Annotated in this window: 21 protein-coding genes and 1 tRNA gene; 10 read left to right on the forward strand and 12 right to left on the reverse strand. The window is 61.9% G+C overall.

Features of this window, described 5'->3' with window-relative positions:
- The first annotated feature begins 86 nt into the window (after nt 1-86).
- Together HW556_RS05330 and HW556_RS05335 are read left to right on the forward strand one after the other, a co-directional pair.
- A complete protein-coding gene (locus HW556_RS05330; protein ID WP_176898698.1) occupies nt 87-1,001 on the forward strand; it encodes an arginase family protein in 915 nt (304 codons plus the stop codon).
- A 51-nt stretch (nt 1,002-1,052) separates the two neighbouring features.
- The gene (locus tag HW556_RS05335; RefSeq protein WP_176898700.1) at nt 1,053-1,964 is read left to right on the forward strand and encodes a DUF4097 family beta strand repeat-containing protein; all 912 of its coding nucleotides are present in this window, start codon (nt 1,053-1,055) and stop codon (nt 1,962-1,964) included.
- A 44-nt stretch (nt 1,965-2,008) separates the two neighbouring features.
- Here the strand turns inward: HW556_RS05335 and HW556_RS05340 are convergent, their stop codons facing one another.
- A complete protein-coding gene (locus tag HW556_RS05340) occupies nt 2,009-2,848 on the reverse strand; it encodes a formate/nitrite transporter family protein (RefSeq protein ID WP_176898702.1) in 840 nt (279 codons plus the stop codon).
- A gap of 222 nt (nt 2,849-3,070) precedes the next feature.
- Nucleotides 3,071-4,060 carry an MBL fold metallo-hydrolase gene (locus HW556_RS05345; RefSeq protein ID WP_176898704.1) on the reverse strand — a complete coding sequence of 330 codons (990 nt, stop codon included), beginning with the start codon at nt 4,058-4,060 and terminating at the stop codon, nt 3,071-3,073.
- Nucleotides 4,061-4,229: 169 nt separating this feature from the next.
- Between HW556_RS05345 and HW556_RS05350 the strand changes: the two genes are divergently transcribed.
- Entirely contained in the window at nt 4,230-4,733 is a 504-nt protein-coding gene (locus tag HW556_RS05350) for a cupin domain-containing protein (protein WP_176898706.1), read from the forward strand.
- 99 nt (nt 4,734-4,832) lie between these two features.
- Here HW556_RS05350 and HW556_RS05355 read toward each other — a convergent pair whose 3' ends face one another.
- Together HW556_RS05355 and HW556_RS05360 are read right to left on the reverse strand one after the other, a co-directional pair.
- On the reverse strand, nt 4,833-6,551 hold the full coding sequence (locus HW556_RS05355) for a glucose-6-phosphate isomerase (RefSeq protein ID WP_176898709.1): 1,719 nt from the start codon (nt 6,549-6,551) through the stop codon (nt 4,833-4,835).
- Nucleotides 6,552-6,633: 82 nt separating this feature from the next.
- Entirely contained in the window at nt 6,634-7,107 is a 474-nt protein-coding gene (locus HW556_RS05360; protein WP_176898711.1) for a hypothetical protein, read from the reverse strand.
- A gap of 202 nt (nt 7,108-7,309) precedes the next feature.
- Here HW556_RS05360 and HW556_RS05365 point away from each other — a divergent pair, with 202 nt between their 5' ends.
- Together HW556_RS05365 and HW556_RS05370 are read left to right on the forward strand one after the other, a co-directional pair.
- Complete coding sequence (locus HW556_RS05365; protein ID WP_176898713.1) at nt 7,310-8,209, forward strand: alpha/beta fold hydrolase; 900 nt, start codon at nt 7,310-7,312, stop codon at nt 8,207-8,209.
- A 220-nt stretch (nt 8,210-8,429) separates the two neighbouring features.
- Nucleotides 8,430-9,224 (forward strand): phosphatase PAP2 family protein, encoded by a 795-nt coding sequence (locus HW556_RS05370; RefSeq protein WP_176898715.1) that lies wholly within the window; start codon nt 8,430-8,432, stop codon nt 9,222-9,224.
- Between the two features lie 45 nt (nt 9,225-9,269).
- Here HW556_RS05370 and HW556_RS05375 read toward each other — a convergent pair whose 3' ends face one another.
- The 6 genes from HW556_RS05375 to HW556_RS05400 all read right to left on the reverse strand — a co-directional run bounded on the left by HW556_RS05375 (nt 9,270) and on the right by HW556_RS05400 (nt 15,510).
- Entirely contained in the window at nt 9,270-10,226 is a 957-nt protein-coding gene (locus tag HW556_RS05375) for an alpha/beta fold hydrolase (protein ID WP_176898718.1), read from the reverse strand.
- Between the two features lie 208 nt (nt 10,227-10,434).
- Nucleotides 10,435-11,907 (reverse strand): flavin-containing monooxygenase, encoded by a 1,473-nt coding sequence (locus HW556_RS05380; protein ID WP_176898720.1) that lies wholly within the window; start codon nt 11,905-11,907, stop codon nt 10,435-10,437.
- Between the two features lie 294 nt (nt 11,908-12,201).
- Nucleotides 12,202-13,254 (reverse strand): J domain-containing protein, encoded by a 1,053-nt coding sequence (locus tag HW556_RS05385; protein ID WP_176898722.1) that lies wholly within the window; start codon nt 13,252-13,254, stop codon nt 12,202-12,204.
- Nucleotides 13,255-13,278: 24 nt separating this feature from the next.
- Nucleotides 13,279-14,178 (reverse strand): histone deacetylase family protein, encoded by a 900-nt coding sequence (locus HW556_RS05390; protein WP_176898724.1) that lies wholly within the window; start codon nt 14,176-14,178, stop codon nt 13,279-13,281.
- 25 nt (nt 14,179-14,203) lie between these two features.
- A complete protein-coding gene (locus tag HW556_RS05395; RefSeq protein ID WP_176898726.1) occupies nt 14,204-14,725 on the reverse strand; it encodes an MOSC domain-containing protein in 522 nt (173 codons plus the stop codon).
- A 59-nt stretch (nt 14,726-14,784) separates the two neighbouring features.
- Nucleotides 14,785-15,510, reverse strand: coding sequence for a VIT1/CCC1 transporter family protein (locus tag HW556_RS05400; protein ID WP_176898728.1), 726 nt, complete (start codon nt 15,508-15,510; stop codon nt 14,785-14,787).
- Nucleotides 15,511-15,640: 130 nt separating this feature from the next.
- Here HW556_RS05400 and HW556_RS05405 point away from each other — a divergent pair, with 130 nt between their 5' ends.
- A complete protein-coding gene (locus tag HW556_RS05405) occupies nt 15,641-16,267 on the forward strand; it encodes a Dps family protein (protein WP_176898731.1) in 627 nt (208 codons plus the stop codon).
- Nucleotides 16,268-16,328: 61 nt separating this feature from the next.
- Here the strand turns inward: HW556_RS05405 and HW556_RS05410 are convergent, their stop codons facing one another.
- Nucleotides 16,329-16,835, reverse strand: coding sequence for a low affinity iron permease family protein (locus tag HW556_RS05410; protein WP_176898733.1), 507 nt, complete (start codon nt 16,833-16,835; stop codon nt 16,329-16,331).
- A 250-nt stretch (nt 16,836-17,085) separates the two neighbouring features.
- Between HW556_RS05410 and HW556_RS05415 the strand changes: the two genes are divergently transcribed.
- From HW556_RS05415 to arsS, 4 genes are all read left to right on the forward strand, one after another.
- Nucleotides 17,086-17,167 (forward strand) — tRNA-Leu (locus HW556_RS05415).
- 298 nt (nt 17,168-17,465) lie between these two features.
- Nucleotides 17,466-19,217 carry a DUF4153 domain-containing protein gene (locus HW556_RS05420; protein ID WP_176898735.1) on the forward strand — a complete coding sequence of 584 codons (1,752 nt, stop codon included), beginning with the start codon at nt 17,466-17,468 and terminating at the stop codon, nt 19,215-19,217.
- Nucleotides 19,218-19,567: 350 nt separating this feature from the next.
- Entirely contained in the window at nt 19,568-20,617 is a 1,050-nt protein-coding gene (locus HW556_RS05425; protein ID WP_176898737.1) for a methyltransferase domain-containing protein, read from the forward strand.
- A gap of 63 nt (nt 20,618-20,680) precedes the next feature.
- Nucleotides 20,681-21,727: an arsenosugar biosynthesis radical SAM (seleno)protein ArsS gene (gene arsS, locus HW556_RS05430; protein ID WP_176898854.1), complete on the forward strand. Its 1,047-nt coding sequence runs from the start codon at nt 20,681-20,683 to the stop codon at nt 21,725-21,727.
- A 242-nt stretch (nt 21,728-21,969) separates the two neighbouring features.
- Here arsS and HW556_RS05435 read toward each other — a convergent pair whose 3' ends face one another.
- Nucleotides 21,970-25,113 (reverse strand): TonB-dependent receptor, encoded by a 3,144-nt coding sequence (locus HW556_RS05435; protein ID WP_176898740.1) that lies wholly within the window; start codon nt 25,111-25,113, stop codon nt 21,970-21,972.
- Nucleotides 25,114-25,116 lie beyond the last annotated feature (3 nt).

Genomic DNA, 25,116 nt, shown 5'->3' on the forward strand with positions numbered 1-25,116 from the left:
CGGGGTAATGATACAGGAAAAATATGGCAGCGCAGGGCACAATAGGCCCAACGGTTTGTTTGGACGCCAATCCGTTACTTTGGGCTATGGCTGATTTTCTGCGTGAACTGATTCGCCCGGCCGCCGAGCTACTCGTTGCCGACGTATGTCTGGTAGGTCTACCGCTCGATTTCGGGACGGTGCTGGAAGGCGGCCGGGGCGGGGCCGCGCACGGCCCGAACGCCATCCGGGCCGAGCTGCGGCGCTACCACAAAACCTACAACCTCGAACACAACACCGACCTGCGCCGGCTGCGGATAGCCGATGCGGGCAACCTGCCGCTGCGCGCCGCCCGTCACGCCGACAACCACGAAACCATTGCCACCGAACTGGCCCGGCTGCTGGTGCAATATCCGCGGGTAGTGGTGCTGGGTGGTTCGCACGATGGATCTTACAGCAGCGTACGGGGCCTGCACGCCGCTACCGGCAGCCAGCCGCTGGGCGGCATCAACCTCGATGCCCACGCCGACGTGAAAGACCGCCCCGGCCTGCTCAGCAGCGGTACGCCCTTCGGAAAGCTGCTGCGCGAAGGTCTGGTAGTCGGGGCCCGCTTCACGGAAATCGGGCTGCACTCCAACCTCAATACGCAGGCCGATAGTAGCTTTCTGCGCCAACAGCAGGCCCATGTAGTGCCGCTGGCCCTATTGCAGGCCGAGGGGATGCCCGCGCACATGGGCCGGGCGCTGGCGCGGGCTACGGCAGCCGGCCCGGCCTTCGTGAGCTTTGATATTGACTGTTGTGCCCAGGCCTATGCGCCCGGGGTAAGCGCGCCCAGCGCCGACGGCCTGACGCCACGCCAGGCCACCGAGGCTGCCTGGCTGGCCGGTAGTACCGCTGGTGTGCGCCTGTTCGAGGTAATGGAACTCAATCCGCTCTTCGACCGCGACCAGCAGACGGCGCGGCTGGCAGCTACCGTTGTGGCGGCGTATCTTACGGGAGTGGCCGCCGCACTGGTCCGGTAGTACCCGCTCCTCCGGCTTCCCTGTTGCCTTTGTCTGCTCTCCTCTTATTATATGAAAACGACCCTGCTATTCCTGCTGCTGGCTGCCGGCCCGGCTATGGCCCAGAAAACGACACCGCCGAAAGCCCCGGCCGCCAAAAAAAGCTCTCCTACAAAAGCTGCCCTGCCGGCCGGGCCCGCTCCCATATTTTCGCTCGATTGCGCCACCGACCTGCCACCCGCTGGCCCGTTGCAGAAAACGCACTGCGAAATCCGCCACCTGACGCTGCCCGCCCCACCCGCCGACATGCCCCTGACGGTGGATGCGCGCACCAACGGCAGCATTAGCGTGCGGGCCTGGGCCGGGGCAGATGTGCGGGTGCGGGCGCGTGTTACGGGCAAGGCAGCCACCGCCGAAACCGCCCGGGCCCTGGCTGCCGCCGTGCGCCTGATTGCCACCGCCCATACGGTGCGGGCTGCGCTGGCCAATGGCTCGGTAGAGGGCTGGGCCGTGAGCTACGAAGTGCTGGTGCCGGCCCAGACCAACCTGGTACTGACGGCCGTGAACGGGGCGCTGACGCTGGAAAACGTACGTGGCCAACTGCGCCTGACTACCACCAACGGGCCACTCGTGCTACGTGGCGTGTCCGGCGACGTGCGCGCCCAGACCACCAACGGCCGCATCGACCTAAGCCTGAGCGGCGACACTTGGACTGGTCCGGGGCTGGACGTGAGCACCGTGAATGGCGACATCAGCTGGCAGCTGCCGGCCGAGTATACTGCAACGATACTGGCCCGCACTACCCGCGGCCGGGTGGCCGCCGAACTCAATACCAAGCGCCTCAACCTGCTGCCCCACAACTTAGCCGCTACGCTGGGCAAAGGCGGAGCGCAACTTAAAGTGAGTACCGTAAACGGCAATGTGCGGGTAACGCAGCCGCAACCCGCCCCCGCCGCTGCTCCCGACACCCTCGACGTGGAGTAGGCCTGCTGGCTGTTCGCAATGTAACCGACCAGCAGGTTTACCTATTACTCTTCGCCGGCCATTACCTGAACGTGGCTGAGCACGGCGACCAGCGTAACGCCGCCGATAATGTTGCCCAGCAGAGCCGGAACTACAAAATTGCCCAGCACCTGTCCCCAACTGGCCCCGCCCACGGCCGCTACACTGAACACTTCAATCGAGCCCGCAATAATGTGGCTGAAATGTGCCAAGCCTACCAGGTACGTCATCAGGATAATAACCCACACTCGGGCCGATTCGGCGAACGGTAGCAGCCAGACCATCAGGGCAATTATCCAGCCGGCGAAAATGCCGCGTAGCAGCGTAGTGCCAAAACCAAAGGCCATGGCCTTCTCGCCCATCCGCACAAATTCAGTCTTAACATCGTCATCAAAAGCAGTGCTGTGCATAGCTACCAATGAGAGAATTAGGGCCCCAAGCAGGTTGGAAACCAGCACCACGCCCCAAAGCCGCAGGACGTTGAGCAGGGTGTCAACGTCCTTTTTGGCCAGTAGCGGCAGGATGGGGGTCAGCGTGTTTTCGGTGAATAGCTGCTGGCGAGCCAGAATTACAATCAGAAATCCAAAGCTGTAGCCAAACTTAGCAACCAAGGGCCGCCAGGGAGCATCGGGCAGGTAGTGGTTGAGCAGGCCTTCGCCAATCATGGAGAAACCCATCGAAAGGCCTGCCGCGAGTCCCGACCAAAACAGGGCTACCGTCGGGCGCCGCAACTCCATCTCGCCCTCCTGCATGGTGGTGCGGTAAAGCACTTTGCCCGTGGGGGCCTTGCGCTCATTCACCTCGCGCTGCTCGGCACGCTCTTGCTTGATTTCCTGCTGTTTGATTTTCTCGTCTTCTTCTTGCATGGCAAGCCTTAAACGCAGCCGCTTAAATTAGGCCGAAACAGGCAGCTGAAATAAACTGGTCGCACAAATAATAACTCCGCAACCGCCTGAATACATGGTGTAAACGGAAAGTCGCGGAGTTGTTATTTTTCGCTGCTGGTAGCGTTGGCAGCCGAATCAACTATGAAAGGGAGCGAACTATACAACGCAAAAGCCAGCTGGAAAGCGCCATTGGCTCAGGGTTCAGCGAGCTACCTCCTCGGTGCGGAAGCGCTTGGGTTCACCGGCTTTGGGGCGCGGGTATTGATTCTGCTGCTTTTTCTGGTACGATTTCACCAGCCAGGCTGCACCTACCAGCCCCACTAGAGCCGCAGCTGCAAGGCCAAATTTAGCCTGAATCGGGTCGTTGGGTGCGGGGGGCAGGTAGGCTACGCCGTTGGCATCGAGGCGGGCGGGGTGCTGCACGTAGCGGCCGTGGGCTGGTACGCAGAACTCATCGGCCAGCCGGCGCAGGCCCGCGCCTGCACCAGGGCCTGGCATGGCAGGGCCGTGGCCGCAGCCAATGGCCTCGGGCCGCAGGTCGGCCAGCTGCCGGATCGATTCGCCTACCTGCTGCCAGTCGTAATTAAACGGAGCTCCCGCGATGCTGATGTCTTCCAGCTGCAGCAACACCGCCGGCACCGACTCGTGGTTGCAGGTGGCAAACGCGTCGGCTCCCAGCAGCGTACGGTCTTTCTCGCGGAACAGCGCTACCTGGCCCGGAGCGTGCCCGGGTACGTGGTGCCACTGCCAGTCGGGCAGAAAGGGTGGGTCGAGGTCGTTGGCGGGCAACTGTTGCACGTAGTCGGAGAGCTGAAACGACTGGGGCGGGAAGAACCGGGCCGCGAAGGCCAGCGAGCCACCGCCGGCCACTGTTGGGTCGGCGGGCGGATACACGGCCCGGGCCGTGAGAAAGGGCAGTTCCAGCTGGTGTGCCAGTACCGGTACCTTCCAGTGCTCGGCTAGCGCCTGCGCCGAGCCGGCATGGTCGAGGTGGCCATGGGTGAGGATGATGGCCTCGGGGTGAGTGCCAGGATAAAACAGCTCGTCGGCAGCTGCCACTATGGCCTGCTCCGACCCCGGCAGGCCGGTATCAACCAGCACCCACTCGCCGGGCCGGCCGGTTTCAACAAAATACACGTTAACAAAGCGCTGAATAGTAAGCTGATTAACGCCGGGAGCTACTTGTTTCATAAGAAGGTAATGAGGTAGAAGGATGCAATCTGTACGCGCCCGCCCCCTATTTTGATTTGCCTTGCTGACACCGCCAGCCCGCCAGCATAATGATTCAGATCGGACAATCCGCTACTTTAGCGCCTTCACCCGGCCGTCAGAACCTCATATTGGCGGCTTTAAGGCATCTATGGTTACCAGCTCCGACAAAACTGCCCGCTTTCTGGAAACCCGCCAGCAACTGGAAATTGATGGTTTCCGAATCAGACACGAGGACCTGGCCCGGCCCTGGGGCGGTTTCTTTGTGCTTGATGAAACGCAGACTCAACGATTCGCCAACCAATACTTTGCCGGCCTGGCTATAGATGAACTGCGGATTGCCGGCCAGCTGAGCCCCAAAATTCTGCTCGTAGCCCCGCAGCAGCGTCTTTCGTGGCAGTACCATTACCGGCGGGCCGAAATCTGGCGCATCGTCAGCGGCCCGGTAGGAATTATTATCAGCGACACCGACCAGGAAGGGGAGCTGAAAACATACAGCGCCGGTGAGCAAATCACGCTCCGGCAGGGCGAGCGGCACCGCCTCGTCGGCCTCGATAGTTGGGGCATCGTGGCCGAAATCTGGCAGCACACCGATGCCGCCCATCCCTCCGATGAGGAGGACATCGTGCGCGTGCAGGACGACTTTAACCGCTAGAACCAGGGCGAAGGCCGGCCACCCGAATCAATAAGGCAGCACGCAAAAGCGCCCCAACTACTACAGCCGGGGCGCTTTCGTTTAACAACAGCAAGCCGTCTAAGCCAACACTTGGTTCAGGCGCTTCAGCAACTCGGCCAGGCCGGCCTCGGCGTTGCCGCCGCCCAGATGCACCCGTAGCGTGCGGCGGCCATAGTCCTGTAGGGCCTGCAGGTCGCCGGCCGCCTGGGCGTTCTGGAAGGTGCCGAAGGTGTAGGGGCGGCCGGGCAGGGGTAGGTCGTGGGGATGGTCGGTGGTGAGCTGCAGGAACAGGCCGGTATCGGGGCCGCCCTTGTGGTACTGGCCCGTAGAGTGAAGAAAGCGCGGGCCGTAGCCGGCCGCCGTAGCCAGATGGAGGCGCTGCTGCACAAGGGCACGCAGCGCATCGAGTTCGGCGTTGAGGGCCGGTGTTTCCATCAGGTAGGCCTGCACACAGAGGTAGTCGCCCGCCTTAGCCTGCCCAAAAAAGGCCTTTAACACAGCTTCGGTGCTGGTGCCGGTTACGCTGGCGTAGTAGTCGAGGCCGTTTTCAGAGGCGTTGGGGTAGCTGGTCTGGGGTAGCTGGCCCTGCTGCTCTACCACTTCCATGAGGCGGTTGGTAGCGGTTTTGGCAGCCTGCACATTAGGCTGGTCGAAGGGGTTGATGCTCAGCACCGCGCTGGCTACGGCCGTGGCCACTTCCCAGCGGAAGAATTCGGCTCCCAGATCCAGCGCATCGCGCAGTAGAATAGTGATGATGGGGTGGCCGGCGGCTTGTAGCGCGGCTACTTTCTGGCGGTTTTCCTCATCGGGCTGGTTTTCGTAGCCCACATACACAAACACCCGGTCGGAGCCGTACACGGCCGGCGCGCTGAGTGGGTCGCCGGCCAGCGGCAGGATGCCAGTGCCTTGCTTACCGGTGCTTTCGGCCACGAGCTGCTCCAGCCACAACCCGAAATCCGAAAGGTTTTCGGGTACCACCAGCGTCAGCTTGTCGCAGCCCTGCTGGGCTAATACACCTAGGGCCGCGCCCAGCTCCAGGCCGGGATTATGGTCCGCCGGGCCTTCGGCTCCGCAGGCTCGCATCATGGTTTGGGCGCGCTCCAGCAAGGTTTTAATATCGATGCCGAGCAGCGCGGCAGGTACCAGGCCGAAGTAGGAGAGGGCCGAGAAGCGGCCGCCCACATCGGCGAAGTTGAGGAAGATACGGCGGTACTTCTGGGCCGTAGCCTGCGTTACGAACTGCGAGCCGGGGTCGGTAATGGCCACAAAATTCTCGCCGGCCCTGTCGCCCTTCAACTCCTGCATCCGGGCGAAGAAATAGTCGCCGAAGGCCAGCGGCTCGGCCGTGGTGCCCGATTTGGAGGCTACTACAAACAGCGTTTCAGCCAGCGGCACGGCCGCTTCAATCTCGCGCACCGAGCCGGGGTTGGTGGTGTCGAGCACCGACAGTGGCAGGCCGCCGGCCAGCTGCCCGAACGCTTGGCGCAGCACAATGGGCGTCATCGAGCTGCCACCCATGCCCATTACCACCACGTGGCGGAAGCCGGCGGCTTTCACTTCCTCCACAAACTGCTCTATTTCGGGCACGGCGGGCAGCATATCGTCTACTACCCGCAGCCAGCCCATGAAACTACGGATACTTTGCTGCCCCTCAGCATCGGAAACCCACAAATCGGCCTGTTTCTGCCAGAAGCCGGTGGTGAAGTTCTGCGTCTGGAACTTGGCCAACTGGGCGTCGGCGGCGGACTGGTAAGAGCCGAGCTGCAGGGTTTGGGAGGCAATGGAGGAAGTGGACATCGGCAAAAAAACTAAACGAGCAAAAACAAGGGCGGCCAACCAACCGGCTGGCCGTGGAACGGGCAAAGATATGGAAGCCCGCTTACCCGACACATCGGCTGCTAGCCGCCCAAGCCTCGTCCCATTCCTGCTCCAAAGCAAGTTGGGTGCTAGGGTCCTGGAAGCTGAGCAGCCAGTCGAGGGCGGCATGCGGCGTATGAAAAAACTGCACTTCGCAACTGATAAAGTGCCGGGCGGCCCGGTGCAGCATTTCAACAGTCATCTGATTGTAGAGGCCATTCTTGGGGATGATAAACGCGGCGTGCTGTACCGCCGGCACCGCTATCCGCGGCAGCCAGTGCGTGGCTATCCACAGCTGCTGGGCGATGGTGAGGTCGGGCAGGCCGTGCAGGTCGATAAGGCTCTCGGCCACGGTGTTTTGCTCGATCAATTGCGCAACGCCCTGCACGCTGCGCTGAAACGCCGCCATATCGGCTGGGGGGCGATGAAACTGTAGCCGCACCAGCGCTGACTCCGGCACGTATTGAAGGCAGATGTCGTGCAGATGAAGTAGCATGGTGCTTGTGGGGCAGGGTGTGGCGGAGATATGGCTCGGCTAACGGGATGAGACAGGCAGTGGTTCCGCGGCCGCAGGGATACGAAAGCGAGCTGGCCTCTAACATTTCACAACGGTCTTTCTTCTGATCGGGTAAATCAACGCTTCCCCGCCGAAGTACGTAACCGCTCCTCGCCCGGCAAAATGCCGGATATTTGTACCCATGACTTCGCCTACAACCACAATCCGACCCGCCGAGGCATCTGTTATTCCGGCGCAGCCGCTTGGCCTGGCGCTGCTGCGCCTGCAGTTCCGGCTGCAGGCCGCGCTTTCCACCCAATGGGCCTTTCGCTCGGCCTGGCGACTGTTTACCACGCCGCGCCGTCTGCCCGAAAAGGCCTGGGAAGCCGCCGTGCTGGCCGAGGCCCGCCGTTTTGCGGTGCCCGGCCCCACCGGCGCGCTGGCTGCCTACGAGTGGAATCCGACCGGCACGCGCACGGTGCTGCTGGTGCATGGCTGGGAGCATCGGGCCAGCTTCTGGGGGGTGCTGGTTCGGGCATTGGTGGCGGCCGGCTACCGGGTGGTGGCCTTCGATGCGCCGGGCCACGGTGCCTCGGCGGGCCACCGTCTGACGCTGCCGGCCTACGTGGGGGCCGTGCAGGCCGTGGCCGACATGCTTGGCCCGCTACACGCCGTGGTGGCCCACTCGCTGGGTGGGGCTACGGTGGTGGGCGGGCCAGTCCATTTCAATACTGATACCACTGCAACCTTGCCGCGGCTGGTGCTGCTGGCCGTGCCCGCCAGTACGCCCGCCGTAGCCCGCCGCTTCGCCGAGATGCTGGGCCTGCCGCCGGCCGTAATGGCCCGCATGGGCCGCTACATTCGCGAGCAGCACGGCCGCGACGCCGAAAGCTTCAGTCTGACGCAGGCCGGGCCGGTTTTCCCGGTGGGGCGCGCACTGCTGCTGCACGACGAACACGACGAGAGCATCCCGTTTGCCGAGGCCCGGGAACTGGCCGCCGCCTGGCCCGATCTGGAGTTCGGGGCTACCAGCGGACTGGGCCACAACCGTATAATGCGCGAACCAGCTGTGTTGACCCGCATCGTAACGTTTCTGAGCTGAGCTGGCATACCCGTTGGGCAGGAGCCGGGCAGCAGGGAAAGCCTCAGATTTTCGACAGAATTAGCAGCTACCTTACCTGTGAATCAGCAAGTCTGTTTCAGGAATTCTGAAGATTTGAATTATAGTAGTCTATCTATACTTGCTGACTTGCCAGACAGCCTCAGCGGCTCACTTCAGTTTTATTCATTCACTTAGCTGTTCCCATCCGGTGCTTAAATCGTTGTTATTCCGTCTGGTGCTGGTCCTCTCGTTGGGTAGCGCCACGCTGCCGGCCGTGGCGCAGGTGCCGCTGGCCACCCCTGCCGATACCACCCTCAACAAGTACCAGACCCCGGCCGGAGCCGCTAAGAAAGCCTGGTACAAGGGCAAGCTGGTGCGAGCCAGCCTCGTGCCAGCGCTGCTTATCACCTACGGAGCCATTACGGCGCAAGGCGACGCGGGTATCAACCGCGAGATCCGCACGTTCGTCCGGCAGCAGTTCCGGCCGGTGAGTACCCGGTTTGATGACGCGCTGCTGCTTGCGCCCTATGCCGAACTGGGCCTAGTGGCGCTGGCAGGGGTGGAGTCGCGCTCCGACCGCATCAACACGCTGCTGGTTATTGTTAAAGCTGAGGCTATTATGCTGGCCAGCGTGTATGCGGTGAAAAGCCTAAGCCGCGAAACCCGTCCCGATGGAGATGATAATTACTCGTTTCCGTCGGGGCACACGGCGCAGGCGTTTCTGGCGGCCAGTATCGTACACACCGAGTTTCGCGACAAAAGCCAGTGGTACGGTGTGGGGGCCTACACCATTGCTACCAGTGTGGCGGCCCTGCGCATGATCAATGACAAACACTGGCAGAGCGACGTGGTAGCCGGGGCCGGCTTCGGTATTTTATCGGCTCACCTGGCTTACCTCACCCACCGCAACCGCTGGGGCCGCCAGCCCCGGCTTCTGCGCGAAACCAGCCTCTCGCCCACCTACGTGCCCGGTGGTGGCATGGGCCTGGGGCTGGTATGGCGGCCCCGCCGATAGCGCCCAGCTGTCTACTGCTATTGTTAGGCGGGCTTCCAGCCGCCTTTAGGCCTCTATTTCTTCCCCCACCACTTCGCCCCGAATAAAACGGGCTACCAGATCGGGCTGGGTAATGGGTAGCATGTGGCCGCCTTCAACCAGCTGCAGGGTGGCACCGTCTACCTGTTCAACTAGTGCCCGGCCATTAGTGGCCCAGTCGAGTACGGCATCGTGGCGGCCGTATAGTACGCGCACGGGCAGCTGTAGCTCGGGCAGGCGGGCCGTGAGGGTGGGCAGGTAGGTGGGCAGGGCTTCCAGATCGGCAATGGTGGCCAGAAACTGGGCGGGCTGCAGGCTGAGCATACCGCCCGCTCTGGTGGCGTAGTCGTGGGGTGGGGTTTCGGGCCCGAACAGGGCCTTCATTACCTGGGGGCTGCGGCGCATGGAAAGCGGCGTGGCCACCGTCCAGGCGACAAGCTGCTGCTGCCAGCGCGACGTAATCATCAGGCGCTGAAATATGGGCGGCACCGTTTCGGGCAGCGCCGACAGCGGCGCAACCAAAGCCAGACCCGCCACGCGGCCGGGGTGGTTGAGGGCCAGCGCCAGGGCCACGGCCCCACCCAGCGAGTGGCCCACTACCAGCGGCCGCCCTAGGTCCAGCTTGTCAATCAGGGCCGCCAACGTGTCGGCTTGGCTAAGCAAATCGGCGCTGGCGGGCCGCTGCGAGTAGCCCGAGCCCGGCCTGTCGACTACCACCACTCGATAGTCAGCCGCCAGCTTTTCCAGCACCTGGTAGGTGAACTGGCCCATCTGGCCACCCAACCCATGCACCAGCAGCAGCACCGGCCCCGCGCCCTGCTCGCGCACGTGCAGTCGCCCGCCCGGCAAATCCACGAACGAGCCGCTGGGAGGCAGCGCCGCCCGCACCTTGCGGGCCGTACGATGCGTGAACAGCACCAGCCCGCCCAGCGTTGCGCCGCCCAGGGTTAGAATCGAGTAAGCAGTAGTCCTGAGGTGCTTCATGTTGGTGTCCTAAGAAGAGGGAGATTTGGTAAAAGGAAGCTGTTTAGAAAGTTATGAACAGCAATGAGCTCGTCATGCTGAGCGGAGTCGAAGCATCTCTACCGCTTCGTTGTAGTAGTAATGCAACGAAGCGGTAGAGATGCTTCGACTGCGCTCAGCATGACGTTCTTTTGGCTTTCTAAACAGCTTCAAGATCTTAACTTAAGCGCTAGTTGACCGGCATTCGCCCGGCTGGCCCTAGTTGCAGCGTGCCGTCGTTGATGCGGGTGTAGCGAATATTGAGCAGGTCCTTGAGGTAGTTCTGATGAACGAACCAGGGGCGGCGGGAGCCCTGCCGGGGCAGCTCGCCGCCCGCCCGCTGTACGTAGCCCGACGAGAAGTCGAGGAGCGGCCGGGCCAGCAGGTCGGTGGGACGGCGCGGTACGGCAATGGCCAGCTGGTGGCGGTCGAGGTAGCGCAGCAGGCGGCAGAAGTAGTTGGCCGTCAGGTCTACTTTCAGCGTCCAGGAAGCATTGGTGTAGCCGAAGGCCATCAGCAGGTTGGGTACGCCGCTCAGCATCATGCCCCGGTAGCTAAGCGTTTCCGATGGCTGCACTGGCTGGCCATCGACCGTGAGCTGAATGCCGCCCAGTAGCTTGATTTTGAGTCCGGTGGCCAGCACCACTAAATCGGCGGGCAGCTCTCGGCCCGATTTCAGCTGCAGGCCGTTGGGCGTGAACCGCTCAATTTCGTCGGTAACCACCGCGGCCCGGCCCTTGCGAATGGCACGGAACAAGTCGCCGTCGGGTACCAGACAGATGCGCTGGTCCCAGGGGTTGTAGCGCGGCGTAAAATGGGTGGCAACATCGTAGTCGGGGCCGAGCTGGCGGGCCGCCAGGCGCACGAGCTGCTGCTTAACCAGCGCGGGCCGGCCCCGGGCAATGGCATACTGCACAATGCCTAGCAGCACGTTTTTCCAGCGCGTAAGCCGGTGGGCCAGGCTGCCGGGTAGCCATCTCCGGAGCCGGTTGGCCAGCTTATCTTCGGAAGGCTGGCTGACCACAAACGACGGCGAGCGTTGCAGCATGGTAACGTGGGCGGCCGATTTTGCTATGGTAGGAACCAGGGTAACGGCCGTGGCCCCGCTGCCCAGCACGACCACTTGCTGGCCGTCGTAGTTCAGGTTTTCGGGCCAGAACTGGGGCTGCACAATGCGGCCCCGAAAGTCGGATTCGCCGGCGAATTCGGGCCGGTGGGCCTGCTCGTAATCGTAGTATCCGCTGCAGGCATACAGAAACCGCGCCTTTAATTGCTGCTGCTGCCCGTTGTGCGCAACCGCTACGGTCCAGCAGGCTTCCGCACTCGACCAAGCGGCACTTAGCACTTTGTGACCGAACCGAATATGCCGGGTAATGCCGCCTTCCTCAGCCGTTTCGCGCAGGTAGTCGAGGATGGCCGGACCGTCGGCAATGGCCTTGGGGTTGGTCCAGGGCCTGAACGAGTAGCCCAGCGTGTGCATGTCGGAATCGGAGCGCACCCCCGGGTAGCGAAACAGGTCCCAGGTGCCACCCAACGCCTGGCGGGCCTCCAGAATCTGGTAGGTTTTGCCGGGGCAGCGCCGCTGCAGCACATGCGCCGCCCCAATGCCCGAAAGGCCGGCCCCCACAATCAGCACATCAAGCGGCTCGTTTTCTGTTGTCATGAGTGCTGATTTTGACTTTTGTTCTAGCCCCTGGCAGGCAGTGGGCTCAATAACCGAAAAAATAAACCGGCCCGTCTACCGTCGTGTTCAGGCAGGAAAACGAGTTGATACGGTCCTCTGCCAGCTAACCCAAATTGCGACGTAAGGGTGTTGCACGCTGTAGGGGCGGGGCTTGTCCCCGCTCGCCGCTATAACGTGCATTATGGGACCTCCAAACAGCTGTTCAATACATACGTGCTGACGGCGGGCGGGGGAAAGCCCCGCCCCTACAGCGTTTTACGCAACTTTAGCTGGCTATACTGTGTCGTGGCCCTCGGTGGCCAGCTCGCGCAGCAGCTGGCGCAGGCCGGCCGGCTCCTGCAGCAGCAGCAGTACTTGGGCCAGGTACTCGGCCTCCGCTTTCAGGTGGCGCTTAAGCTGCCTGATTTCCTGTTCGCGCTTTTTGCCGGTGGTAGCGCCCAGGCCGTTCTCGCCGTATTGCAGCGCCTGAATCTGCTGCTTTAGCTCGTTTTGCTGCTGTTGCAGGGCTTGGGTATAGCGCGTCAGCAGCGTGTCATCGGTCTGGTCGGAGGGGGCGGTTTCGGACAGCAGCTGCAGCAGGGTGTACAGGTCGTTGGCTTCGTAGGCCTCCGTGATGCGCTGCATAAGCTGGGTGCGCTGCCCATGGGTGCTTTCGTCGCGGCTCAGGTCGGGATGATGGGCGCGGGCCAGCTGGCGGTACAGGGTTTTGGTGTTGGCCAGTAGCGCCTGCTCCTGGATGCGCGCGGCCTGGGCGGCCGCTTCCTCGGTTCGTTGTTGCTTGGTTTTGCGCCGGGCCCGGGCTGCCTCGGCGGCCTGCTCGTGCGGGGCCTGACCGGTTGTGTTGGCTGGCGGCGGCACGGATGCTTCCAGGGGGGGCTGCTGCTCGTCCTCGTCCGCATCAGCGGCGCTGCGACGCGGGGCGTATTTGCGCAGCATCTCGGCGGCATCTTCCCCAAACCGGTCCTGCAGGGTGCGGGCGTTGCCCAGCAGCAGGGCCGTAATCTGCTGCTGCTCCAGTCGGCTGAAATAGCCCAGCAGCAAGGCCTCTTCCAGGGGCGCAAACAGCGCCTGCCGGGCCTGCACTACGGTTTCGGCGGCCGGGCCTACCTGCTGCCAGTAGCGGCGGCGCGCCTCGGCCTGTGCTTCCTTCAGCTCCCGTAGCCGCTGCCGCAACCCTTCTACCCGCGCTACGGCTTCGGCAAAGGCCTGTTGCGCCGGTGTACCGGGGGCCACCGAGGCCAGAGCAGGCAGCGAGTTGGCCGCGGGGAGGTCGGTATAGGGGTTGTGCAGGTGCATGGTGGGCGAGTAGTGGAGTGAGCCGGGCAAAGATACGGTCAACCCTTCGCCGCCTCAGCCCCATAGTTCATACGCCACCCGGAACGTATTGCAATGTGCGTCTACAATGTCGGCCAGTCGCTCGGAGTAGCCGCCGCCCATGCTTACGGCCACAGGCAAGTGGTGTTGGTAGCAGAGGCCGAGCACGTACTCGTCGCGCTGGCGGCAGCCGGCGGCAGTGAGGGCCAGCTTGCCGAGCTTGTCGGTGGCCAGCACATCCACCCCGGCCAGGTAAAATACGAAATCGGGCTGCACCTCGGCCAGCAGCCGGGGCAGCGTGGTGCCCAGCGTCCGGAGATACTCGGCGTCGGTGGTGCCCAGGTCCAGGGCTACGTCAAGGTCCGACTGCTCCTTGCGCAGCGGATAGTTGGCCCCGGCGTGCATCGAAAACGTAAATACGCGCGGCTCATCCCGGAAAATGCTGGCTGTGCCGTCGCCCTGGTGCACATCAAGGTCCACAATCAGCACCTGCCGGGCCAGGCCGTGCTGAAGCAGGTGGGCGGCGGCAATGGCTATGTCATTGAGCACGCAAAACCCCTCGCCCCGGTCGCGGAACGCGTGGTGGGTGCCCCCGGCGAGGTTAAGCCCGATTCCCTCACGCAACGCCCGCTTTGCTGATTCGAGGGTGCCGGCCGAACTGCTCAGCGAGCGGCGCGTTAGCTCGGGGCTTTGCGGCAGGCCCAGGCGGCGCACCTCGGCCGCGCTCAGTTGCTGGTCGCGCACCTTGTGCCAATAATCGGCCGAGTGTACGCGCAAAATATCCTCTTCGGAGCAGAAGCCGGGGTCGTAAAAATCAGCTTCGGCCGCTATGCCCTGCCACAGCAGCTGCTCCCGAATCAGGCCGTATTTGGCAATCGGGAAGCGGTGGCCGGCAGGCAAGGGTAGCGTGTAGCGGTCGGAGGTAGCAAGGTGCATACAGGATGACTGACTCCGGCCGCAGTTAGACCTTAGGTAACACGGCCACCCCGTCCCCAACCCGAACTAATCCGCCCTGGAGAATGCGGGCCGTGAGGCCGCCGTGGCCGCGCATGGCGTTGTAGCCGCCGGGCCCAAGCTCCTCTTCCATACGTGAGCAGGGGTGGCACTCCCCCGTAATTTCGAGCACAACTTCGGACCCGATGCGGATCTGCCGGTTTTTCAGGGCCAGCAGGTTCAGGCCGCTCACCACCAGGTTACGGCGTAAACGGGCCGGATCGAGCGACCCGGGCAGACCCAAAAAGCCTGCTACGGCGGCCAGGTGTTCATGCTGAATGAGGGTGATTTGCCGCTTGCCGCCGGGGCGGGGGCGGGCATGGTCGCCCAGCAGATGGCGGTCGGTTTCCGCCTCAGCTTCGGCTACCACCTGCATGGCTTCGCGGCGCACCGGGCGCAGGCCAATCCACTCGATGCGGCCTTGCTGGGGCAGCGTGCCCAGCAGCCGGGCAATGGTCGATTTATCGTCGCCGAAGTAAGGAAAGGGCATTTTGTAAACTCAGAAATTGAATACTCAGAATGATGGACGGCTTTACCTCGCAACCCAATCTACAACCCTAAAAAATCCCAGCCCACAATTAGCCTGGCTACCCCGTAGGCTGCCCCGGCGGCCAGCGAGCCAACGCCGGCCATTTTGAGTGCCCCCCACACGGGCGGCTGGCCAGTAAGGCGGCTGCGCAGGTAGCCGAAAATCAGCAGGCACACCAGCGTTATCAACGCCGACCAAACCAGGCCTTCAGCGGGTGTAGGCGTGAAAAAGTAGGCGCTCAGCGGAATCAGCCCGCCCACTACGTAGGCCCCGGCAATGGTATAGGCGCTTTTGGGAGCTTGGCGCGGGTCGGGCTTTTCGAGGCCCAGCTCGTATTTCATCATGAAACGCACCCACTGGTCGGGGTCGGCGGTCAGCTCGTGCACGGCTAGGGCGCGGGTGCTTTCCGACAAACCGATTTCAGCCAGCAAATCGTCTACCTCGGCCCGCTCTACCTCGGGTACGGTGGCTACTTCGGCATACTCACGTTTCAGCTCAGAATCGTAATGTTCCACTTCGGTGCGGCCGGCCAGGTAGCCCCCCAAGCCCATGGCAATGGAGCCGGCCACAATCTCGGCCAGCCCGGCCGTAATTACCAGGCCCGACGAGTTCACGGCCCCGCTAAGGCCGGCGGCCAGCGCAAACGGCACCGTCAGCCCGTCGGCCAGCCCGATAACAATATCCTGCAGCACTGCCGAACTGCTCAAGTGGTTTTCGTCGTGTGGGTGGATGTGCGGGTGTGCCATACGCAACGTCTGGAAAGTGGATAAAACGTGCACCGGATAACTAACCTACGCCAGTGTCCTACGTATGCTAAACCAACCGGACGGATTCGTGCCGGCATTATTTTTCTGATTTTTTCTGACCTCTCTACTTATGGCTAAGTCAAGCGCCACTACCAAAACAAAAGACACGCAAACCAGCGGCCCTGCGTCCAGCATCCAGCCCATCATGAATCAGCAGTTCGATGCGCCCAAGCCGCTCCAGAAGTACGGAACTGTATCGCAGCGGCTGCCCATCGGCCTCGATGAAAAAACGCGTCAGCAGAGCGTAACCCAGCTCAACCAGCTGCTCGCCGATACCATGACGCTGCGCGACATGTACAAGAAGCATCATTGGCAGGTGGTAGGCCCCACGTTCTATCAGTTGCACCTGCTCTACGATAAGCACTACGAGGAGCAAAGCACGATTGTAGATACCATTGCCGAGCGCATTCAGATTCTAGGCGGCGTAGCTATTGCTATGGCCCACGATGTAGCCGAGCTGACCACTATCCCGCGTACGCCCCGCGACCGGGAGGAGGCCCCAATTCAGGTGTCGCGCCTGCTGGAAGCCCACCAGATTATCCTCAAAAACTGCCACGACTATGCTAAGCAGGCCGATGAGGCTGGCGACGACGGCACCAACGACGTGGTAGTAAGCGACGTAATGCGGACCAACGAACTACAGGTGTGGTTTGTATCGGAGCACGTGGTAGACACGCAACTCGTTCGCTCTGAATAGGTAATTCCTGCTGAATAAGTAGAAAAGGCCTCTTCCCGCAGCGGGAAGAGGCCTTTTCTACTTATTCAGCAGGAAGTGTAGCTTGGCCACCTCGATGGTGACGGCGGTGGCGGCGCTTTTTTAAGTGATTTTCCTCGGCTTCCTCTATCGAGTGCGTCCGGCCGAGGTTGTGGTCCCGACGGGCCTTTTCAGCCAGCAGGCAGAAGTAGTTGTGGAGCATGTGGATTTCTTCCTCCGAGAAATCCTGCGCGTTGATGAGCCGGTTGCTGGCTCCTTTATGGGAAGCCAGCAGCTCATTAAGTTTGAGGTGAAGCACCAGCGAATCTTTGTTCTGAGCCCGCTGAATGAGAAACACCATCAAAAAGGTGACAATTGTGGTGCCGGTGTTGATGACCAGCTGCCAGGTTTCGGAGTAGTGAAACAGTGGCCCTGTAACGGCCCAGGCCAGTATGGTAGACAGCGCCAGGCAAAAAGCCGCCGTACTGCCCGACCAAGTGGTGACCCGGGCGGCAAACCGGGCAAAAAAGGGCGTGGTGCCCGCCAGCGCTACAGAAGAGAGGGGCTGCATACGAGAGGGGGGTAGGAGAGGCGGCAGAAGCGGGAGTTACTACTAAATATAAGTCCATTAAATGAATGCGGAACGAAATTTTTACGCCTGACAATGAGCCCTAACCAGTGTGCCGACGCATTATCTGACGGAAAAACGTGCCCCGTGCTTGCACCCTGACTTCCGACCCCCTACTTTTGTCATCGATTCGCCGCCTCAGCGAGTCCGGAGGCTTCGGCTTTTGAACAAGAAAGAGTGCTTGCCAACAACTGCGCACGTGGTGAAACTGGTAGACACGCCATCTTGAGGGGGTGGTGCCTTCGGGTGTGGGAGTTCGAATCTCCCCGCGCGCACTCTTGCAGGAAAATCCGCTTCGGCCTTGGCCGATGCGGATTTTTTGTTTTTAGGCATATTTCGTTTTCTGGCGCAGGCAGGAAACTTTGGCTTTCTTGGCGCGGCAAATAACGCCTATCCTGCCCCTGCTATGCAATTGCCCTCCCTGCACACTTGGCCGCCGAAACGGCCCGAGTGGCCCGCCGCTTCCCGCTCACGCTGCTGTGCGCCTTCGTACTGTGCGGCGCGGGCTTCTATCTAATCCAGCGCGATACATCTGCAGGTCCGTAGGAAAACGAATTATTATGGCTGTTTCCATTGCTGTCGGCGGCGGGGCTGGGGCTGCCGCTCACGCTGGCCCTGGCCCTCACGGCCGAGCGGTATAGCTGGCGGCCGGGTATGCTCATGGCGGGGCAACTGTGGGCATTAGCGCTGCTGGGGCTCTGGTACGCACTGGCCCCCGCCGAGCCCAATATCGTTTGGGCGCTACGGTTAGTGTTACTACTACTGGCGGCCCATTTGGCCGTGGCGGCCGGCCCTTACCTGGCCGAGCTGCGCGGCACGGCCGATACGCCGGGCTTCTGGCGCTACAACAAAACCTTGTTTCTACGGATTCTGACAGCCGGGCTCTACTCGGGTGTGCTGTTCGGGGGCTGCGCGCTGGCGTTGCTGGCCATCGATAACCTGTTTGGCGTGGAGCTGGACGGCCGCTGGTATGGCTACCTGTTTGTGGGGCTGGCCACGGTGTTCAATACCTGGTTTTTCCTGGCTGGCGTGCCCATTAGCTTTGCAGCTCTGGAGCAGCCAACGCCCTACCCCAAGGGCCTGAAGGTTTTCACCCAGTTCGTGCTGCTGCCGCTGGTTGTGCTCTACTTCGCGATTCTCTACGCTTACCTGGGCCGCATTCTGCTCACCTGGATACTGCCGCAGGGCTGGGTTTCGGTGCTGGTGCTGGCATTGGCGGTGGCCGGCATCTTCGCGCTGCTCCTCATTCACCCCATCCGGGAGGCCGTCGAAAATGCCTGGATTAGCACGTTTGCCCGCTGGTTCTACCGGGCGCTATTCCCGCTGCTGGGGCTGCTGGCCGTAGCCATCGGCACCCGCATCAGCGAGTACGGCATCACGGAGGAACGCTACTTCGTGCTGCTGCTGGCCGGCTGGCTGCTGGGTATGGCGACCTACTTTCTGTGGCGCCGGGGCCAGGGCATCATCTGGATTCCGGCCTCGCTGGGGCTGCTGGCCCTGCTGGCTGCCGGCGGGCCCTGGGGCGCGTTTGCCGTGGCCGAGCGCAGCCAGCTCGGGCAGCTGCGCGAAATCAGCCAGCAGTTCAACCTGCTGCAAAATGGCCACCTCGACAGCGCCGCCCAGCGGCAGCCGAATCTCCCTTTTAAGGCGCGGCAACGTTTAAGCTCCGTTTTCGATTTTTTTGCTGACCGTGACGCGCTATCTACCCTGCAACCGTTGTTCGTAGCCTCGCTCACGCCGCCCGATTCGGTGCGCCGCAAGCCCAATAGGCTGGAAAGCAACTGGCGTCAGAACCGTCTGTTTACCCTCACGGGCTACGACCGGGTTTCGCGCTATGTGACCGAAAGCAGTTCCCGCGAGTCAGCCCAGCGGGTAAATTTTGGGACGGAAAGAAATGACGATACCAGCGAAGTGTACGACTTGGGCAACGGCCGCTACTGGCTCAACGATATCAATGTGCACGAATATAACGGGGGTACTGCTGCAGGTAAGGTAGTAGCCCGAATTCGGGTGGCCGGGGCCGATAGTTTCCGGTTACGGGCGCTCCGTTACGGGCAGCAGTTGTTAGTAGAGCAGCGCCAGGGCATGGGCCGCTGGCAGCCGCGCTTGTCGGTGTCGCCGGGTGCGCTGGCCGATTCGCTCGCTGCCGTCCATGGCCGTAGCCTCGTCGATTACCGCGTCAATTTGACCGTGAAAGACCTTAACCTCCGCGCCGCCAGCTCCACCCTCAGCCTGCAGCTTTACCTAACCGATTTAACCCGCGAGCAGCAGGGCGACACGGTACGCTACAACTACCAGGCCCGCGCGCTGCTGGAGGTGAGGTAAGCCAGTGCCGGGGCGGCGCGAAAACCAAGCTGTTGAGTACGCTGGGCTTGGAGCCATATTTTTCAAGCCTTTTTTTACTCATTATCCGCTCGTTAATAAGCTGATAATGTCTCTGATTTTTTGGACGTTAGCTTCTGCTTCGGCACGTAGGTGGGGCAGGAGTTGGGGCCCATAATTGCGCTGGCAATCCGCAGCCGCATAATGGTCGTAACTTTCGCTGGACAGTGCGGAATTAGACGCCAGCTGGCCGTTGGGACAGTGGCACCTTTTACGCTGGCGCTTACCTGAAAACCATTCGCCTATTCCCGTGCTTACCAGCGCATTCCTCCTTTCATTCGACTTCCTCTCTCATGGAGCAAAATATTCAGCAGCAGGTACAGGACTATTACGGCCGCGAACTGACCACCAGCCAGGACCTGAAAACCAACGCCTGCTGCACCGATGATATTCCGACCGCCCACAAGCGAATTCTAGCCACGCTGGAGTCGGAGGTGCTGGAGAAATACTACGGCTGCGGCGTGTGCGTGCCCTCGGCCGTGGAGGGCCTCACGGTGCTCGACCTGGGCTCGGGCTCGGGCCGCGACGTGTACTTGCTCTCGAAGCTGGTGGGCGAGCAGGGCCGCGTAATCGGGGTGGACATGACGGAGGAGCAGCTGGCCGTGGCCAACCGCAACATTGCCGCCCACACCACCAAATTCGGCTACGCCAAGCCCAACGTGGAATTCCGCCACGGCTACATCGAAGACCTGGCCTCCGCCGGCATCGAGGACAACAGCGTGGACCTGGTGGTGAGCAACTGCGTACTCAACCTGAGCACCGACAAAGCCGCTACCTACCGCGAAATTTTCCGGGTGCTGAAGCCCGGCGGCGAGCTATTTATTGCCGACGTATTTGCCGACCGCCGCATTTCCGAGAGCCTGCGCCAGGACCCGGTGCTCTACGGCGAGTGCCTGAGCGGTGCCCTCTATACCGAGGATTTCCGCCGCCTGCTGCGCGATTTGGGCGTGAATGATTACCGCCTCATGAGCCAGCGCCGCCTCACCATCGACAACGAGGAAATCGAGCAGAAAGTGGGTAACATCAAGTTCTACTCGCTCACGGTACGCGCCTTTAAGCTGGCCCTGGAAGACCAGTGCGAGGACTACGGCCAGGTGGCCACCTACCTCGGCACCCTGCCCGACGAGCCCAACGGCTTCACCCTCGACGACCACCACCACTTCGAAACCGGCCGGCCTATGCTGGTGTGCGGCAACACCGCCGACATGCTCGCCCTCACCCGTTTCGGTGCCCACTTCCGCCTCGACGGGGCCAAGGACCGGCACTTCGGCTTGTTTCCCTGCGGGCCGGTAGCCACCACGGCCAGCAGCTCCTCCGACGACACCACCGGCAGCTGCTGCTAAGCCGGCTGCGGCCGGCGGCACGTTGCTGCGGCGCTTCCAACTTTTTCTCTCCCTGAGTCTATGATTAAGTCCCTCAAGGCCACCGGCAACCAACTGGCCGACTCTGCCTTCCAACTCACCGTGCTCAGTCGGGAGGAAGCCGATACGCACCACCAACCGCGCTTTCACGAGAAGCTGCGCGGTGCTGGATTTTTTCCGCTGCGGCCGGTGGCGCCCGCCGTAATGCAAATCAACGTGGGCAAAATGTGCAACCAAGTGTGCAACCATTGCCACGTAGATGCCGGCCCCGACCGCAAGGAAATCATGACCCGCGAAACGATGCAGCTCTGCCTCGATGCGCTGGCCCAGACCGACATTGCCACGGTAGACCTCACCGGCGGCGCTCCGGAAATGAACCCCGATTTCCGCTGGTTTGTGGAGCAAATCAGCCTGCTGGGCCGCAAGGTGCTGGTGCGCTGTAACCTCACCATCATCGTAGCCAACAAAAAGTACCACAGCCTGCCCGAGTTCTTCAAGCTGCACGGCGTAGAAGTAGTGAGCTCGCTGCCGTGCTACACCGCCGAAAACACCGACAAGCAGCGCGGCGACGGCGTGTTTGAGGATTCCATCAAAGCGCTGAAAATGCTTAACGCCGTGGGCTACGGCCAAGAGGGCTCAGGCTTGGTGCTGAATCTGGTGTACAACCCCGTTGGCGCGTCGCTGCCCGGCCCGCAGGCCGGTTTGCAGGCCGATTACAAGCGGGCCCTGTCGCGGGATTTCGGCATCGTCTTCAACGAACTGTATGCCATCACCAACCTGCCCGTGAGCCGCTACCTCGACTACCTCATCGAGTCGGGCCAGTACGCCGGCTACATGGAAAAGCTGGTGAATGCCTTCAATCCGGCGGCGGCGGCCAGCGTGATGTGCCGCGACACCATCTCGGTAAGCTGGGACGGCGGCCTCTACGACTGCGACTTCAACCAGATGCTGGACCTGCACGTGGCCAGCCCCTCGCGCCACATCCGCGACTTTGATGCCGCCGCCCTTGCCGGGCGCGCCATCGTGGTAAACCAGCACTGCTACGGCTGCACCGCTGGTGCGGGCTCCAGCTGCGGCGGCACCGTGGTATAAGCAACCAGTTGCATTAATTGGTATGAGAAAGGCCGACCAGTTCTACTGGTCGGCCTTTCTTTTTTACGGGTATTGGCGGCGGCGCTAAAAACCCAAACGACCACAAACCAGAACGTCATGCTGAGCGGAGCCGAAGCATCTCTATCGCTTCGCTGAACAACTGTAACGAAGCGGTAGAGATGCTTCGGCTCCGCTCAGCATGACGTTCTTTTTGCTGCGGATGCTTTCGCCTGAGAACCGCGCTAATTAAACGAGTAGCGCAGGCCCAGCTGCCCCTGCCAGCGCGAGTTGATGGGGTCGGTTTGCCAGGGCGTGCTGGTAGGCTCTTTGAACTGGTACACCGGCTTGTTGTTCTCGATGCGCAGGAAATTGAGCAGGGCGTAGCCCGAGTTGTTGATGTTCGGCACGAAGTACTGACGGCCCCAGTCGTTGCTTAGCAGGTTGCCCAGGTTAAGCACGTCGAGGGTGATTTCCAGGCGCTGGGTGCCGGCTTGAGTGAGGGGCAGCTTGGCGGTGAGGCGCAGGTCGAGCTGCTGGACCCAGGGCGTGCGGGCCGCGTTGCGCTCGGCGTAGCTGCCGCGGCGGCCCGACAGGTAAGGGCTGTTTTTGATATACTGGTCGAGCTGGTCGTATTGCTGCGCCGCCGACACCGGCGCGGAGCCCGTGATGGGTGCCAGCACGATGTCTTCGGGACTGCGTGGAATAAACAGCAGGTCGTTTTTGGCCGAGCCGTCGCGGTTCACGTCGCCCTCATACACGAAGGAAAACGGACTGCCCGAGCGCGCAATGTACACCAGGCTGGCCCCGAGGTTGACCCTCCGCACGTTCAGATTATAATACACGTTGCCGATGAACTTGTGGCGCAGGTCGAAGTTGGAATAGGCCAGGGCGGGGCTGTTGGCCACCAATGATTGGTTCCACTCGTAGTTGGCGGCCGGCGACACGCGCACGCCGTTCACCAGGTCCTTGCTCTGGCCATAGCTGTAGCCGGCGTAGGCTTCCAGGCGGTTCTGGATGCGCTTGCTGAGCGTGAAGGTGGCGTTGTAGTTGTAGCCTTGGTCAGTGTTGCGCATGACAAAGACGTTGGTAAACGCGGGGTCGATTTTGGCCGCGCTGCCGGTGTTGGTGAAGTAGGGCCGGTTGTCGGCGCCGGCGAAGGTGGATTTGGCATCCTTGAAATTGATGGACTGAAACAGCATGCCCGCCACCACTTTCGAGTACAGGCCCTCGACTGTGAAGGTGAAATCGTAGGGCAGCTTGACATCAAAGGCCAGCGTGGATTTCCAGTCGCGCGGCAGCTTGAAATCGTTGTCAACCAGGTTGATTTCGGCAATGCCGGGCTGCACCGACTGCAGCGCCGACAGGTCCTCGGCAATGGGCAGGGCGCCGGTGGGGCGGAAGTCGATGTTGTTGTAGCGGTTGCCCGACACGTAGTGCGCGTAGGCGTACCACACAAACGGAATGCGCCCCGTGAACAGCCCCGAGCCCCCGCGCACCTGCACGGTATTGGCCTCGTTGAGCTGATAGTTGAAGCTGAGGCGGGGGTTGAACTGCGGCACGCCGCCAAACTTGTTCTGGTACTGCGCAAACTCCGGGTTCCGGGCCACGGCTGGGTTCACGGGTATCTTATCGGGGTGCAGCTGCATGTCGAGGCGCAGGCCCAGCTGCAGGCTCAGGCGGTCGGTTGGGCGGTAGTCGTCCTGGGCGTAAGCGCTGAGCAGCAGCACCCGGTAATCGGCCGAGGGCTGGGTTTTGTTGAAGGCCGCGTCGTTGTTTTCGGTGTTGTACACGCCGCGCACGCGGTTGGGGCGGTTGGCCAGGAACGCATCTACCGAGGGGTATTGCCAGCGGCCATTGAAGGCCGTCAGGAAGCGGTATTCGATGTTGTTAAGCTCGTTGGAAGTGCCGAAAGTGAGCGTGTGCTTGTCCTTGAAAATCGTCAGGTTGTCGGTCAGTTGCGTGGTGCTCACGCTGGAGCCGTAGATGGCCGCCTCGCGGTAGGTGCCCGCGTAAATGATGGTGGAGGCGTTGTAGTTGATTTCGAGGTGCGGAAACAGGCGGTTCTGGTAGCTGCGGTCTTCGTTCACGGTGTTGTAGCCGGCAATCAGCTGGTTCGAAACCCGGTTGTTGAACGTACTTTTCAGCTCGGCCACCAGGCTGTTGGTGCGGCTGTTGTGGCGGAAGCCCTGGTTGCCGTAGTTGAGCACCGTGGGCGAGCGTTCGAGGTTGTCGGCGAAGCCGGCCACGTAGTTGTCGCGCAGCGTGAGACGGTGCTTGTCGGAGATGTTGTAGTCGAAGCGCAGCAAAAACTTGTCGCTGTTGCGCCGGATAGATGCGCGGCCAAACGTGCCGGGGTCGTAACCGTATTCCGACTTCAAAAAATCGCTCACCTGCTGGGCCACCTCCAGCGGCACGCCGGCGTCGGGGGTGCCAGGCGCGAAGGATACCGGCTCCTCGCGGCGCTGCAGCTCGTAGTTGCCGAAGAAAAACAGCTTGTTTTTGATGATGGGCCCACCCAGGCTGGCGCCCGACTGGATGTCGTAATACTTGTCGATGGGCGTGCGCAGGCCGTCCACGCTCCGGCCCGTGAGCACTTGGTTGCGGCCGTAGCTGTACACGCTGCCGGCAAACCGGTTGGTGCCGCTCTTGGTCACGGCGTTGATGTTGGCCCCCGTGAAGTTGCCCAGTGTGACGTTGAAAGGCGAAATCACGACCGAAATTTCGTCGATGGCATCGAGCGAAATGGGCTGGGTACCAGCCAGCGCGCCGGGCGTGCCCGCCGCTACCGAACCCGCCGCGCCGCTCGACGGCTCCTGAAACCCGAGCACGTCGTTGGTGGCCATGCCATCAATGCTCAGGTTGTTGAAGCGGTAGTTGGAGCCGCCGAAGGAGTTCTTGTTGCCCTGCGGCATCAGCTTGGTGAGGTCGCCGAGGCTGCGGTTCACCGTGGGCGTGTTCTGGATGGCCGTCTGCCCCAGGTGGTAAGCCTGACCGTTTTTGTCGGTCGTAAAAGGGTCACTTTTGTTGGCTGTCACCTGCACGTCGGCCAGTTCGGTGCTAGTTTCGCGCAGCGTGAACGTCTGGCGGGCCACTTTGCCCAGGCTCAGGTATAGCTCCGTTTTGGTTTCGGTGGTGTAGCCCACGTAGCTCACCTGCACCTGGTAGGGCCCGCCGGGTTTGAGGTTGTTGAGCTGGAACTTGCCGCTCGGGTCCGACTGCGTGCCGCTACGGGTGCCCGTGGGTACGTGCGTCAGCACCACCGTGGCGCCGGGAATACCGCTTCCGTCCTGGCCTTCCACCTGGCCCTCAAAAGCACTGGTTGTGAGTTGGGCGAACGTGAGCAGCGGTAGAAAGGCGGCCAGCAGCAGGAGTAGGAGTGTTTTCACGCG

Origin of the sequence: Hymenobacter terrestris (genome assembly GCF_013377905.1) — a bacterium.
GTDB lineage: Bacteria > Bacteroidota > Bacteroidia > Cytophagales > Hymenobacteraceae > Hymenobacter > Hymenobacter terrestris.

Excerpts from the sequence above, each read along its gene's own strand:
- HW556_RS05340 (WP_176898702.1), bottom strand. The coding sequence starts at position 2,848 with ATGCAAGAAGAAGACGAGAAAATCAAACAGCAGGAAATCAAGCAAGAG.
- HW556_RS05410 (WP_176898733.1), bottom strand. The coding sequence starts at position 16,835 with ATGCAGCCCCTCTCTTCTGTAGCGCTGGCGGGCACCACGCCCTTTTTT.
- HW556_RS05400 (WP_176898728.1), bottom strand. The coding sequence starts at position 15,510 with ATGGCACACCCGCACATCCACCCACACGACGAAAACCACTTGAGCAGT.
- HW556_RS05395 (WP_176898726.1), bottom strand. The coding sequence starts at position 14,725 with ATGCCCTTTCCTTACTTCGGCGACGATAAATCGACCATTGCCCGGCTG.
- HW556_RS05390 (WP_176898724.1), bottom strand. The coding sequence starts at position 14,178 with ATGCACCTTGCTACCTCCGACCGCTACACGCTACCCTTGCCTGCCGGC.
- HW556_RS05425 (WP_176898737.1), top strand. The coding sequence starts at position 19,568 with ATGGAGCAAAATATTCAGCAGCAGGTACAGGACTATTACGGCCGCGAA.
- HW556_RS05360 (WP_176898711.1), bottom strand. The coding sequence starts at position 7,107 with ATGCTACTTCATCTGCACGACATCTGCCTTCAATACGTGCCGGAGTCA.
- HW556_RS05345 (WP_176898704.1), bottom strand. The coding sequence starts at position 4,060 with ATGAAACAAGTAGCTCCCGGCGTTAATCAGCTTACTATTCAGCGCTTT.
- HW556_RS05355 (WP_176898709.1), bottom strand. The coding sequence starts at position 6,551 with ATGTCCACTTCCTCCATTGCCTCCCAAACCCTGCAGCTCGGCTCTTAC.
- HW556_RS05405 (WP_176898731.1), top strand. The coding sequence starts at position 15,641 with ATGGCTAAGTCAAGCGCCACTACCAAAACAAAAGACACGCAAACCAGC.
- HW556_RS05350 (WP_176898706.1), top strand. The coding sequence starts at position 4,230 with ATGGTTACCAGCTCCGACAAAACTGCCCGCTTTCTGGAAACCCGCCAG.
- HW556_RS05375 (WP_176898718.1), bottom strand. The coding sequence starts at position 10,226 with ATGAAGCACCTCAGGACTACTGCTTACTCGATTCTAACCCTGGGCGGC.
- HW556_RS05335 (WP_176898700.1), top strand. The coding sequence starts at position 1,053 with ATGAAAACGACCCTGCTATTCCTGCTGCTGGCTGCCGGCCCGGCTATG.
- HW556_RS05380 (WP_176898720.1), bottom strand. The coding sequence starts at position 11,907 with ATGACAACAGAAAACGAGCCGCTTGATGTGCTGATTGTGGGGGCCGGC.
- HW556_RS05365 (WP_176898713.1), top strand. The coding sequence starts at position 7,310 with ATGACTTCGCCTACAACCACAATCCGACCCGCCGAGGCATCTGTTATT.
- HW556_RS05330 (WP_176898698.1), top strand. The coding sequence starts at position 87 with ATGGCTGATTTTCTGCGTGAACTGATTCGCCCGGCCGCCGAGCTACTC.